Source organism: Acinetobacter sp. AS23 (assembly GCF_023612055.1).
In the GTDB taxonomy this organism is placed as follows: Bacteria; Pseudomonadota; Gammaproteobacteria; order Pseudomonadales; family Moraxellaceae; genus Acinetobacter; species Acinetobacter oleivorans.
In genome coordinates, this window is sequence record NZ_CP082274.1 from 1,925,679 (window position 1) to 1,938,572 (window position 12,894).

Below are 12,894 nucleotides of genomic sequence, written 5' to 3' on the forward strand. Positions count from 1 at the left end.
ATCATACGCTAAATTATTGGTACTTCTCCACACTTACTCCACACTTTAGTGACGATTGCTACACACTCATCAAAAATAATGTCAGCATCGAAAACTCACTTGGTTTGGACAGTATGCAAAAGCATCTTTTACTTCCTTTATTTTTATCTATTGGGCTGATATTACAGGGGTGTGGTTCACAAGAAACGGCTCAAGCTGAGCCAGCACCAGCGAAAGTAAGTGTATTAAGCATTCAATCGCAATCAGTTAATTTTAGTGAAAATCTTCCTGCACGCGTACAAGCATTCCGTACTGCTGAAATTCGACCGCAAGTCGGAGGAATTATTGAAAGAGTTTTATTTAAACAAGGTAGTGAAGTTAGAGCAGGCCAAGCTTTATATAAAATTAATTCTGAAACCTTTGAAGCAGATGTAAATAGCAATAGAGCTTCACTTAACAAAGCTGAGGCAGAGGTTGCGAGACTGAAAGTTCAATTAGATCGCTATGAGCAGCTCTTACCAAGTAATGCAATTAGTAAGCAAGAAGTGAGTAATGCTCAAGCTCAATATCGTCAGGCTCTTGCTGATGTCGCGCAAATGAAAGCATTGCTCACCAGACAAAATTTGAATCTGCAATATGCAACTGTTCGAGCGCCGATTTCTGGTCGTATTGGGCAGTCTTTTGTCACTGAAGGCGCATTGGTTGGTCAAGGCGATGCGAACACTATGGCCACAATTCAACAGATTGATAAAGTCTACGTCGATGTAAAGCAATCAATTAGTGAATACGAACGTCTACAAGCCGCTTTAAAAACTGGTGAGTTATCTGCAAACAGTGAAAAAACTGTGCGTATTTCTAATAGCCAAGGACAAGAATATAACGTTACAGCAAAAATGTTGTTCGAAGATATTAATGTTGACCCTGAAACAGGTGATGTGACTTTCCGTATTGAAGTAAATAATACCGAGAGAAAACTACTTCCGGGTATGTATGTGCGAGTCAATATTGACCGAGCTTCTATTCCACAAGCCTTGTTAGTTCCAGCCCAAGCGATTCAGCGCAATATCAATGGTGAGCCTCAGGTCTATGTGATCAATGCAAAAGGCTCGGCTGAGATTCGTCCTATTGAAATTGGACAGCAATATGAACAGTACTATATCGCCAACAAAGGCTTGAAAGTCGGTGACAAAGTCGTTGTTGAAGGTATGGAGCGTATCCAGCCAAATCAAAAACTCGCAATGACCACGTGGAAAAAGCCTGCATCAGAAAATAGTGCTTCAAATGTAGAAACAAAACTGTCTACAAATCAAGGAGCTCAACCATGATGTCTCAATTTTTTATTCGACGTCCTGTTTTTGCATGGGTGATCGCGATATTTATCATATTGTTTGGGTTACTTAGTATTCCAAAATTGCCGATTGCTCGTTTCCCTAGTGTAGCGCCTCCTCAAGTAAACATTAGTGCGACTTATCCGGGAGCAACAGCAAAGACCATTAACGATAGTGTTGTCACTTTAATTGAGCGAGAGTTATCGGGTGTAAAAAACCTACTTTACTATAGTGCGACAACCGATACTTCGGGCACAGCAGAAATTTCTGCCACCTTTAAACCGGGTACAGATGTCGAAATGGCTCAGGTTGATGTCCAGAATAAAATCAAGAGTATTGAATCACGGTTACCACAGGTTGTACGTCAGCAAGGTCTACAGGTTGAAGCCTCATCTTCGGGTTTCTTGATGTTGGTCGGTATTAACTCGCCTAATGATCAATATTCAGAAGTAGACTTAAGTGATTATCTGGTTCGAAATGTTGTAGAAGAGCTAAAACGTGTAGAAGGCGTTGGTAAAGTTCAATCTTTTGGTGCAGAGAAAGCCCTACGCATTTGGGTCGATCCAAATAAATTGGTTTCCTATGGTTTATCAATTAGCGATGTAAACAATGCAATTCGTGAAAATAATGTTGAAATTGCACCGGGGCGCCTAGGCGATTTACCTGCAAATAAAGGTCAACTGATTACAGTTCCATTGTCAGCGCAAGGTCAGTTATCAAGTGTTGAGCAATTTAGGAATATCAGCTTAAAAAGCAAAACCAACGGAAGTGTAATTCGTCTGTCCGATGTCGCAAATGTTGAAATGGGATCGCAAGCCTACAACTTTGCTATTTTAGAAAATGGTAAACCGGCTACCGCTGCCGCAATCCAGTTAAGCCCGGGTGCTAACGCCGTAAAAACAGCAGAAGGTGTTAGAGCAAAAATTGAAGAATTAAAGTTGAACTTACCAGAGGGCATGCAGTTTAGTATTCCTTACGACACCGCGCCGTTTGTTAAAATTTCAATTGAAAAGGTAATTCATACATTACTTGAAGCGATGGTTCTGGTTTTCATTGTGATGTATTTGTTCTTACACAATGTACGCTATACGCTCATTCCAGCCATTGTTGCACCTATTGCTTTGCTCGGTACTTTTACCGTGATGCTGCTTGCCGGCTTTTCGATTAACGTACTCACCATGTTCGGTATGGTGCTCGCCATCGGTATTATTGTCGACGATGCGATTGTCGTCGTTGAAAACGTCGAAAGGATTATGGCGACTGAAGGATTAAATCCTAAAGAAGCAACATCTAAGGCAATGAAAGAGATTACCAGTCCTATTATTGGTATTACCTTAGTATTGTCTGCTGTGTTTTTGCCAATGGCTTTTGCGAGTGGTTCGGTCGGGATCATTTATAAACAATTTACGCTGACCATGTCCGTGTCTATTTTATTCTCGGCTTTATTGGCGCTCATTTTAACACCTGCACTTTGTGCAACCATTTTAAAACCAATTGATGGTCATCATCAGAAGAAAGGCTTCTTTGCATGGTTTGACCGTAGCTTTGACAAAGTGACGAAAAAGTATGAGTTGATGCTACTTAAAGTCATCAAACATACGGTTCCAGTCATGATGATTTTTGTGGTGATTACAGGCATTACCTTTGCAGGAATGAAGTATTGGCCAACAGCATTTATGCCAGAGGAAGACCAAGGCTGGTTTATGACGTCTTTCCAATTACCATCAGATGCAACGGCAGAACGTACTCGAAATGTAGTGAATGAATTTGAAAATTCGCTTAAAGACAAACCTGATGTCAAAAGTAATACAACGATTATGGGATGGGGGTTTAGCGGTGCAGGACAAAACGTAGGTGTTGCTTTCACGACCTTAAAAGATTTCAAAGAGCGAACTTCTTCGGCAACTGAAATGACAAATGCAGTCAATGCATCAATGGCGAACAGTTCGGAAGGTGAAACAATGGCAGTACTTCCACCTGCTATTGATGAACTGGGTACATTCTCAGGCTTTAGTTTACGTTTACAAGATCGTGCGAACTTAGGTATGCCTGCATTATTGGCCGCCCAAGACCAACTTATGCAGATGGCTGCCAAGAACAAAAAGTTCTATATGGTGTGGAATGAAGGTTTACCACAAGGCGACAATATTTCTTTAAAAATTGACCGTGAAAAGCTTAATACCCTTGGTGTTAAATTCTCGGACGTTTCAGACATCATTTCAACCTCAATGGGTTCAATGTATATCAATGACTTCCCGAATCAGGGTCGTATGCAACAAGTGATTGTACAAGTTGAAGCTAAGTCACGTATGCAACTCAAAGATATCTTAAACTTGAAAGTGATGGGTTCGAGTGGTCAATTGGTTTCTTTGTCTGAAGTGGTAACACCTCAATGGAACAAAGCACCGCAACAATATAATCGTTATAACGGACGACCATCTTTAAGTATTGCTGGTATTCCTAACTTCGATACATCTTCGGGTGTGGCAATGCGTGAAATGGAACAGTTGATTGCTAAGCTGCCTAAAGGCATTGGCTACGAGTGGACTGGTATTTCTTTACAAGAAAGGCAGTCTGAATCTCAAATGGCCTTTTTACTTGGTTTATCAATGTTAGTGGTGTTTCTTGTATTGGCTGCACTCTATGAAAGCTGGGCGATTCCACTATCTGTCATGTTGGTTGTACCACTTGGTATTTTCGGTGCAATTATTGCCATTATGTCGAGAGGTCTAATGAATGATGTGTTCTTCAAAATTGGACTCATTACGATTATTGGTCTATCCGCAAAGAACGCCATCTTGATTGTTGAGTTTGCAAAGATGCTCAAAGAGGAAGGCATGAGTTTGATTGAAGCCACAGTTGCAGCAGCCAAACTTCGTTTACGACCAATCTTGATGACTTCTCTTGCTTTTACATGCGGCGTAATTCCTCTCGTAATTGCAACAGGTGCAAGTTCTGAAACTCAACATGCTTTAGGTACTGGTGTATTTGGGGGCATGATCTCGGCAACGATTCTGGCTATTTTCTTTGTTCCCGTGTTCTTCATCTTCATTTTGGGCGCCGTAGAAAAGCTATTTTCATCTAAGAAAAAAATCTCATCTTAAGTTAAATGCGTCAGGGGAAATACTCCATTTCCTCTGATGCTTGATAGAAGTTTAATTTTGGAATAAAGAGATAAGGAGTTAGAGTGGTTTTTAAATCAAGTATTTGAATTAAAATAATAATTTAAAAATATGGTGTGATGAGTAAACCATAAGCGCCGTGCGATCAGCTGAAAAATTTAATGTTTTGACTTTTGGTGGAGAATATTGTTATTTTGTTTTACGTTATTCATAAATTGATTATGAATAACGTAATTAAAATGAGAATAATTTAAAGCGCAACATGGAGAAGGGATGACCATGAAGGAAGTTGCATTAAGTGATTTGATCAATCAGCAGAAAGTTGGCCGTTATCAGAAATTTATTTTGTTTACCTGTTTATTGCTGATGATTATGGATGGGTATGACATTCAGTCCATGGCTTACGCAGCCCCAATGATTATAGAAGAATGGGGCGTTCATAAAACTATGCTAGGCGTTGTGTTTAGCGCCAGCTTATTTGGTTTATTTGTCGGATCATTTTTATTAAGTTCACTTTCAGATCGTTTTGGCCGCCGTCCAATATTACTGATCTCAACCTTTATGTTCTCCATATTGATGCTGGTAACACCACATGTCGGCAATATTGAGCAATTGACTGCAATCCGCTTTGTTACAGGAATTTTTTTAGGAGGTATCATGCCAAATGTCATGGCTTATAGCTCCGAAATTGTTCCATATAAATCTCGTATTTTTACCATGATGGTCATTTCTTGCGGCTATACGGTCGGGGCAATGTTGGGAGGAGGCATATCAGCCTTATTGGTTCCTTGGGGAGGATGGCAGGCGATTTTCTATTTTGGCGGTATTGTTCCTTTAATTATTTTCTTTATCACGTTCTTTAAGCTGCCAGAGTCTTTATATTTCTTAAGTGAAAATAGCAAAAATACGCCCAAAATTTTGTTTTGGTTAAAGAAATTTTATCCTGCATTAACATTCAATTCAGAGATGAAAATCATCAATACGACTGAAGTTCAGGTAAAGAAGTCACCGCTGGAGTTATTTAAAAATAAGCGTGCTTTTTTTACCTATTCCATCTGGATCATCAGTATTTTAAATATGATAAGTCTTTATTTTCTGGCGAACTGGCTACCGACTTTGTCTAAAGAGTCAGGGCTTTCATTAAATCAGGCACTCATGATCGGCTCAACTCTACAATTAGGCGGTACGATTGGTAGCGTTGTAATGGGCCTTAAAATCGATAAAACTGGATTTTATAAAGTACTAATTCCTGTTTTTTTAGTTGCAGTGATTAGTGTTGCTTTAATTGGCTATGCTGTTAGCCATATTGTTTTATTATTTGTCATCATTTTTATTGCTGGCTTTGCGATTGTTGGCGGGCAACCTGCCATTAATGCGCTATCTGCGAGTTATTACCCAGTTTCACTTCGTACCACTGGTGTAGGCTGGAGTATTGGAATTGCCCGTTTGGGTTCGGTCATTGGGCCGTTATTTGGTGGCTATCTTTCTCAATTTCTGGTCATTACCCATTTATTTGTGATTGCTGCAATACCTTCGTTGTTTGTTATTATCATGCTGATGATTCAGGCTAAGTATCGGTCATAAGCCTACAAGAGAATGAGTGGGAGAAGTTGCTTGAGTATTTCTTCCTGCAATTAGAGATGTGAGAGTCGAGAGGGCTCTCACATTTAAACTTGATTGTGCCAAGCTAGTTAATCAAATCTTTACAGCTCTAGATATTTTTTCAAATAGCGGCCTGTGAATGATTTTTCTGCTGAGAGCAAACTAGTAACAGTTCCAGAGAACACCAATTCACCACCTTTGTCACCAGCTAATGGACCAATATCAATAATCCAATCTGCTTGGCTAATAATGTCTAGGTTATGTTCGATAACGATGATCGTGTTACCTTTCTCAACTAAGCTATTTAATAAACTAATCAATTTTTCAGTATCAGAAGGGTGTAAGCCTGTACTCGGCTCATCTAATACAAAAATATTATCTGTTTCATTGAGCTCTTTTGAGAGTTTTAATCTTTGGCGCTCGCCACCTGAGAAAGTATTTAAGCGTTGGCCAATTGCAATATAGTCTAAGCCTAAGCTTACCAATGAATTAAATTGCTGCTGTAAATTACGATCTTCAAAAAATTGACTAGCTTCTGTAACAGTCATTTTCAAGATTTCAGCAATGTTTTTATCTTTATAGTGATACTTTAACACCTCTGGGGCGTATCCTGAGCCGTGACAAAGGTCACATGTCATTTCGACATCATCTAAAAATGCGAGTTCAATTTTCTCGATACCTGATCCTTTACATTGAGGACAAGCACCTTCGCTGTTAAAACTAAAGAGCTTAGCACTCACTTTATTTGCTTTTGCAAATAGTTGACGAATCGGATCAAGAAGGTCTAGATAGGTCAGTAAATTTGACCGAATGCTTGCAGTAATTGCAGATTGATCAATCACTTTTGTTTCAGGATATTGTTGCGGTAAGACTTTACTGATTAACGTACTTTTTCCGGAGCCCGCGACACCTGTAATAACGCTTAGACAATTTTTAGGAATATCGACATCAATATTTTTTAGATTAAATAAATGGGCATTTTTAATCGAAATCCATTCACAACGAATGCGGGGTGTTTTCTTATAGGTATTTGGTCTTTTAAAAAACTGGCCTGTTAAACCTGATGAGTTCTTTAATTCTTCGAAAGTTCCTTGGTAAATGATTTGACCACCATTGACACCAGAAAGAGGACCCATATCAATGACATGGTCCGCTGTTCTAATAAGATCAGGGTCATGTTCAACCAGTAAAACACTGTTTCCTTTATCTCTAATCTTTTGAATGATTTTAATAATATTATCTAAATCTTTTGGATGCAGCCCAATACTTGGCTCGTCAAAAATGTAGAGTAGATCAACTAGACTATTACCCAAATGTTTAACCATTTTGATTCGTTGTGATTCACCGCCCGATAATGTATTGCTCACACGATTAAGATTTAAATAACTGAGACCAACTAAGTTTAAGTTACTCAGTTTATTAATGAGCTCATGTAAAACGGTTTCAAATTTCTCACTTTTTATGGACTCTATAAACTCTAAAAGCATTGATACAGATAGAGCTGTACATTCAGCAATATTTTTACCGTTAATCTTACAAGATAAAGATTTTTGATTAAGCCGTTGGCCTTTACATAAAGAACATTCTTTGGTTGTAATAATCTGCTCAAGTTTATTCCCATAACGATTTCTTTCCCGCGTTTCTCCTTTTAGAAAGTTACGCTCAAATCTGGTCACCAATCCTTCGTAAAGTGCAGTTTTTCTCCATTTACTTGTTGGATTCAACGGCTTGTGCTGAGGGGCATACAACAACAAGTCCCATTCTTTTTCACTATAATCTTTTAATTTTTTATCTAAATCGAAATAACCTGAATCTGCATATCGAGTCCAACGCCATGCAGTAGGTTGATAGGTAGGAAAATTGATAGCGCCTTCTTCATTTAAAGATTTATCTAAATCTAATATTTTATAAATATCAATTGTTTGTTCTAAACCAATACCTTCGCATTTTGGACACATGCCATTGGGATGATTAAAAGAAAAAACATTCGAATATCCAACAAATGGTTCACCCATACGTGAAAATAGTAAGCGAAGATTGGCGTAAATATCTGTAATTGTTGAAACGGTTGAGCGGATGTTACCCGTTAAACGCTTTTGATTAATAATGACAGGTACATTTAGATTCTCAATTTTATCAACGTCTGCCACGCCAAAATGCTGTAAACGATTACGGACAAAACTATCTTGAGTTTCATTAATTTGTCTTTGAGCTTCTGCGCCAATGGTTTCAAAAACTAAAGAAGATTTACCTGAGCCAGAAACTCCAGTAAAGACAACAATTTCATGTTTTGGGATTTTTAATGAAATATTTTTAAGGTTATTTTGTCTGGCTCCATAAATATTTATTGTTCTTTTAGTCATGTGTGATCACTTGAACTTAGGGATTTATAGTAAAAGTAAAATAAAATTTATAAAAAGCGTGTAGATGTTTCTTAAATGAATTGTTTAAATATTCAACTTATAGGGCTTAATTGTTAGGAAGCTATAAATACCATATTTTCATACTAAAGAAGAGTGGTGGCAGTCCACCACTAATTAAAATACTGAAGCTAGAGTTTTGATCGCTACGATTTCTGTTTGGCTTTTTGGCGTAAGACATACAAATATAAGCTTTCTACTTTTTCACGTGCCCATGGTGTGGTACGTAAGAATCGTAATGATGATTTAATACTTGGATCTATGCAAAAACATCTAATTTCAATTTTACGACTTAAGCCTTCAAATCCACCGTAGTAATCCAATAATTCATCCAAAATGTCAGCAAGTTTTTTGCCGTGTAAAGGGTCATTGGAGGCGTTCATAATAGATCAACAATATTTTTGGAGTCCATTATTATAACCTGAGCTAGTTAGAAAATGAGAGGAATTGCGAAAACACATCCCGAAGTATATTAGGCTGTAATTGATTATCGAAACTGGCTGATGTGATGGAAATCTAAAGAATAGCTGTATACACGTACTATATCAGTTTTTCTAAGCCTGTAAAGGGTTTTTTTAAAATATATTTATAAATTTCAATAACATATAAAATATTCTATGTATTGAAATTTAGACTAAGCAAATTAATAACTTTAATGCTCAAAAGGCTAGTTAACGAAAGAAATCTGTATCGCAGTAACAAGTAGCCAAAAATAAAGCCCGTAAAGGTGATAAAGCGGTAAGTGGCTTACGCGTTCTAACTAGGGCAAATTAAAAATCTAATGACATTTTGTAGAAGGCTGCCTAGAGTGTTTTTCTGGCTAAGATTAGAAATAGGGTTAGTCAATTTAAGTCGCTAAGCGTGCTAAGTCCTAGTAAGTTGCTTGAGCAACAGATACAGTTGGGCAAGCTTTTAATAATTCAGTGTAGTGAAGTATAAACGGCGTAGTAACAATGCAGAGTAGCCAGAGCCTTATATATGGTAGGTTTCCAAATCTTCTATTTAACATAATATACATTATACGAACAGCTATATAATTCACTAGTAAGTCCTTGATTCTGTTGCTGTACGTTTAGCTATACTTGTTGCCTCTACAAAGAATCATTAATTATTTTAGATGCGTATTATGCAATTTATAAAAAAGACCTTTGTTAAGGTCTTTTTGCACAGCTAAATTAATTTCATAATTTTATTTTGAAGAATTCCAATAATTGACGTAATTCAACTGTTGAATCCCTCGTTCTACAAACTCAGCATTTTGCCATTGTTTTACATCAACATCGCGTTTTATCAGTTTGGCCTTTAATGCAGTCTGTACACCTTCTTGTAGATGCCCTAGATAATATTCGTCCAAAAGTGGCGAAAAAACTGTTTTTAAGGCTTTGTCTTGTAGGCTCAATGCATAGAGTTCCGTTGGTAATCCTGCATTTTTAGTGACAAGTTGAATGGCATTATCGCGGTTTTCAGGCTGTGAGACCCAATGTGCTGATTGTAAAACCGTATTGACCAATGTTTGAACAATTTCAGGATGTTGTTTAATAAACTCACTACGACCCACCAAACCTGATTGAATTGTGCCAGCTCCATCTTGTCTCTGCCCAGTACTCAGAGGAACCTCTACAATTTTCTGTTGTTTGAGCGCTAGAATTGGCATTAAACCCCAGCTAGCATCAATTTGCTTAGCTGCTAGTGCTGCATTGGCCGCAGCAGGATCCAAATTAATAATGCGAAAATCTTTTTCAGTAAAGCCATATCGCTCGATATATTGATCAAACGATAATTGCATAGCAGTTCCTTGAAAAATCGCTATTCGTTTACCTCTTAGCTGTTCGAGACTGGTATATCCTTTATTTGGCAAAACCCCCAAATAAGCATCTATGTGCCGTCCAGTCGCCACTAGTAACGTGGTATCGATTTGATTCGATTTGCCAATAATAGCTGCTAAGTCACCTAAAAAAGCAAAATCTAATTGTTTATTGGCCAAAGCTTCATTGATTACTGGCCCTGCACCTTTAAAAAATTGCCATTCAACCTGAATGTTTTTCTTTGCTAATTCTTTTTCAAGTAACTGATTTAAATATATATAATCAACCAATGGTGTGCCGCTACTGTGTCTTTCACTACTGCTTAGATCAGGTACAGCAATTCTAATTTTTACAATGTTTTCAGTCTGATTTGTTGTTTTTGATGGTGCTGATGAAGATGGTTTGAAAATAAACAGTAGCAAAGCAATAAAAATAAGCGCAGGAATAATCCAGATAAATCGATTACGTTTTGATAGTGTGGCCATATCGTTTTTCTCAACAACATATACAACGTCACTGCTTAACGACAGTGACGTTTCACATGTTTAAAATAGTCTTTAGTTGGCATTTAAAACGGCGTGAAGCTTGGCTTTTTCGAGTTGTTCTTCTGATAAATCTTTGGGTAATGTGGTTTTACCTTTTAAGCCATGTACACCAGTCGTTACTTCACCGGCAAGTGTAATTCGGCGTACAACGCGATGTTGATCGCCATAATCGTTAACCGCGTAGTGCTGTGTAGAGCGATTATCCCAAATCACCACATCTCCTTCCTGCCATTGCCAACGCACTGTATTTTCTGGTCGCGTTACTTTTTCTTGTAAAATATTAAATAAAAGCTGCGAATCACTTTGGCTAAACCCCACAAGTCGTTTGAAAAAATGCCCTAGTAATAGACTTTTCTTGCCCGTTTCTGGATGTAATACGACTACCGGATGCTCTGTCTCATACTTTGTAGATACAAAAATTTTCTTCAGTCTTTCTAGCTGTTCCGGCTCGACATTTTGTTTTGGTCCACCATAGTCATATTCATTTGAATGTACAGCCACCAACTGCTCAGCAAATTGCTGTAAAAGCTCAGGAAGATCTTCATAGGCAGTTTCAGTATTTGCCCAAGTTGTATCGCCACCTGTTTCAGGGATGATTAGGCTTCTCAAGATACTAATTTTAGGATAGGCATCCACAAAAGTTACATCAGTATGCCAAGAATTGGCTCGTGCACCTTTTTGTGAGTCAAGTTCAAAAATAAAATCTGTGCCATCCACCGCTGGTACTGTTGGGTGTTTAACGGGTGAACCAAACAATTCTGCAAATTTTTCTTGTTCTGTGTCCCCCAAATGTTGCTGGCCACGAAAGAACAGTACTTTATGCTCTAGTAGCGCATCGTGTATAAACTGAACTGTAGATGAATCAAGCTCAGAGCTTAAATGAATGCCTGATATTTCAGCCCCAATTCGACCAGTTAATTTTTTAACTTGTAATTGTTGTGCTGGTTTCTGAATAAATGTAGTCATATGAATTTCCTGTCATAATATATGACTGAATTTTTATCAGAAACGGCGGCATATTCTGTTATTTCAGAGACAATCCATCACGTAAAAAATTATTTTGATATTTAAATAATTAATAACACGCACATATGAAAATTAAATATGAAATTATATTTTTTTGAAATTTGAATAAATTTTAACTCTGATAAGCTGTTTAAAATCTTAGTTTATATCTCTGATTTATCATGAAAGCATCATCAATTATCGAGTTTAGGAATCCTATCTCAAAATATCAGAATGATTTTGACGGCGGACAATCTTCGGATCATCAAATTATAACGAATGAATTTATTCATAAAAGTATTCGTATTTTAGAAAATTATCAGGTTATTCAATCTTTATCTAATACAGAGAAATCTACGCTTATTCAGCATTTAAAAATAAGAAAGTATTATCATAATCAAACGATATACAATCAAAATGATCCGTGTACTGATATCAATATTTTGCTTGAAGGCGCACTTAAACTTGGCTGGAGCACATCTCAAGGCAAATACCACACCGATATTTTTGTGCCCTCAGGTACATTAATCAATATTGTTCCGATCGTAACGGGTCAACCCCTCCTTCACGACCATATTGCACAAGGTCGAACGGTCATTGCCAATCTTCCTGGCCAATTGTTTATGGATGTCATCAGAAATAACGCAGATGCTTTATTCATGGTGTTGAAATTAATCTGTGTAAGAACACAGCTAAATCGTGAACAAAATTTCATTTATTCAACTGAAACATTGCAAACGCGTCTCGCAAAAAAACTAGTTTTTCTAGTGGATTATCATTCCTATCAGGATAAAGATAAAATTTTGCTAAATCTCAAATTGAGTCAGGAAAATTTGGCAGAGCTTTTGCAGACTTCAAGACAAAGCATTAATAAAGAACTAGCAGCGCTTTCGAATCAAAACATCATTGAGGTTAAATACAATCAAATCTTTATTTTGGACTTTGAAAAGCTAAGCGATATCGCACAGACTCATCAATTCAACAGTACCACCAAGTTCCTTTGATATATCTGCTTTTGTCATAATGATATGATTTTATTAGGAGATAACTGTCACAATAGAAACAGAATAAAAATTTGTCATATTTAC

At 37.3% G+C, this 12,894-nt stretch carries 8 protein-coding genes; 4 read left to right on the forward strand and 4 right to left on the reverse strand.

Annotation, left to right across the window (positions count from 1 at the left end; translation table 11 throughout):
* The first annotated feature begins 113 nt into the window (after nt 1-113).
* From K6I41_RS09045 to K6I41_RS09055, 3 genes are all read left to right on the forward strand, one after another.
* Nucleotides 114-1,304, forward strand: a complete 1,191-nt coding sequence (locus tag K6I41_RS09045; protein ID WP_250375700.1) for an efflux RND transporter periplasmic adaptor subunit — start codon at nt 114-116, stop codon at nt 1,302-1,304.
* Nucleotides 1,301-4,411 carry a multidrug efflux RND transporter permease subunit AdeB gene (adeB, locus tag K6I41_RS09050; protein ID WP_250375701.1) on the forward strand — a complete coding sequence of 1,037 codons (3,111 nt, stop codon included), beginning with the start codon at nt 1,301-1,303 and terminating at the stop codon, nt 4,409-4,411. Before K6I41_RS09045 ends, adeB begins: the two co-directional genes overlap by 4 nt.
* A 297-nt stretch (nt 4,412-4,708) precedes the next feature.
* Nucleotides 4,709-6,013: an MFS transporter gene (locus K6I41_RS09055; protein WP_049837333.1), complete on the forward strand. Its 1,305-nt coding sequence runs from the start codon at nt 4,709-4,711 to the stop codon at nt 6,011-6,013.
* A gap of 119 nt (nt 6,014-6,132) precedes the next feature.
* Here K6I41_RS09055 and K6I41_RS09060 read toward each other — a convergent pair whose 3' ends face one another.
* The 4 genes from K6I41_RS09060 to K6I41_RS09075 form a co-directional block, all read right to left on the reverse strand.
* The gene (locus tag K6I41_RS09060; RefSeq protein ID WP_250375702.1) at nt 6,133-8,394 is read right to left on the reverse strand and encodes an ATP-binding cassette domain-containing protein; all 2,262 of its coding nucleotides are present in this window, start codon (nt 8,392-8,394) and stop codon (nt 6,133-6,135) included.
* 203 nt (nt 8,395-8,597) lie between these two features.
* Nucleotides 8,598-8,834, reverse strand: a complete 237-nt coding sequence (locus K6I41_RS09065) for a VF530 family protein (RefSeq protein WP_002113647.1) — start codon at nt 8,832-8,834, stop codon at nt 8,598-8,600.
* An 806-nt stretch (nt 8,835-9,640) separates the two neighbouring features.
* Nucleotides 9,641-10,741, reverse strand: a complete 1,101-nt coding sequence (locus K6I41_RS09070) for an ABC transporter substrate-binding protein (RefSeq protein ID WP_250375703.1) — start codon at nt 10,739-10,741, stop codon at nt 9,641-9,643.
* A 72-nt stretch (nt 10,742-10,813) separates the two neighbouring features.
* Complete coding sequence (locus tag K6I41_RS09075) at nt 10,814-11,767, reverse strand: TauD/TfdA dioxygenase family protein (protein ID WP_250375704.1); 954 nt, start codon at nt 11,765-11,767, stop codon at nt 10,814-10,816.
* Nucleotides 11,768-11,988: 221 nt separating this feature from the next.
* Here K6I41_RS09075 and K6I41_RS09080 point away from each other — a divergent pair, with 221 nt between their 5' ends.
* Nucleotides 11,989-12,810, forward strand: a complete 822-nt coding sequence (locus tag K6I41_RS09080) for a Crp/Fnr family transcriptional regulator (RefSeq protein WP_004701544.1) — start codon at nt 11,989-11,991, stop codon at nt 12,808-12,810.
* Nucleotides 12,811-12,894 lie beyond the last annotated feature (84 nt).

What these genes read in the sequence shown, in the direction of transcription:
- K6I41_RS09045 (WP_250375700.1), top strand. Translation starts at nt 114, where the DNA reads ATGCAAAAGCATCTTTTACTTCCTTTATTTTTATCTATTGGGCTGATA.
- adeB (WP_250375701.1), top strand. Translation starts at nt 1,301, where the DNA reads ATGATGTCTCAATTTTTTATTCGACGTCCTGTTTTTGCATGGGTGATC.
- K6I41_RS09055 (WP_049837333.1), top strand. Translation starts at nt 4,709, where the DNA reads ATGAAGGAAGTTGCATTAAGTGATTTGATCAATCAGCAGAAAGTTGGC.
- K6I41_RS09060 (WP_250375702.1), bottom strand. Translation starts at nt 8,394, where the DNA reads ATGACTAAAAGAACAATAAATATTTATGGAGCCAGACAAAATAACCTT.
- K6I41_RS09065 (WP_002113647.1), bottom strand. Translation starts at nt 8,834, where the DNA reads ATGAACGCCTCCAATGACCCTTTACACGGCAAAAAACTTGCTGACATT.
- K6I41_RS09070 (WP_250375703.1), bottom strand. Translation starts at nt 10,741, where the DNA reads ATGGCCACACTATCAAAACGTAATCGATTTATCTGGATTATTCCTGCG.
- K6I41_RS09075 (WP_250375704.1), bottom strand. Translation starts at nt 11,767, where the DNA reads ATGACTACATTTATTCAGAAACCAGCACAACAATTACAAGTTAAAAAA.
- K6I41_RS09080 (WP_004701544.1), top strand. Translation starts at nt 11,989, where the DNA reads ATGAAAGCATCATCAATTATCGAGTTTAGGAATCCTATCTCAAAATAT.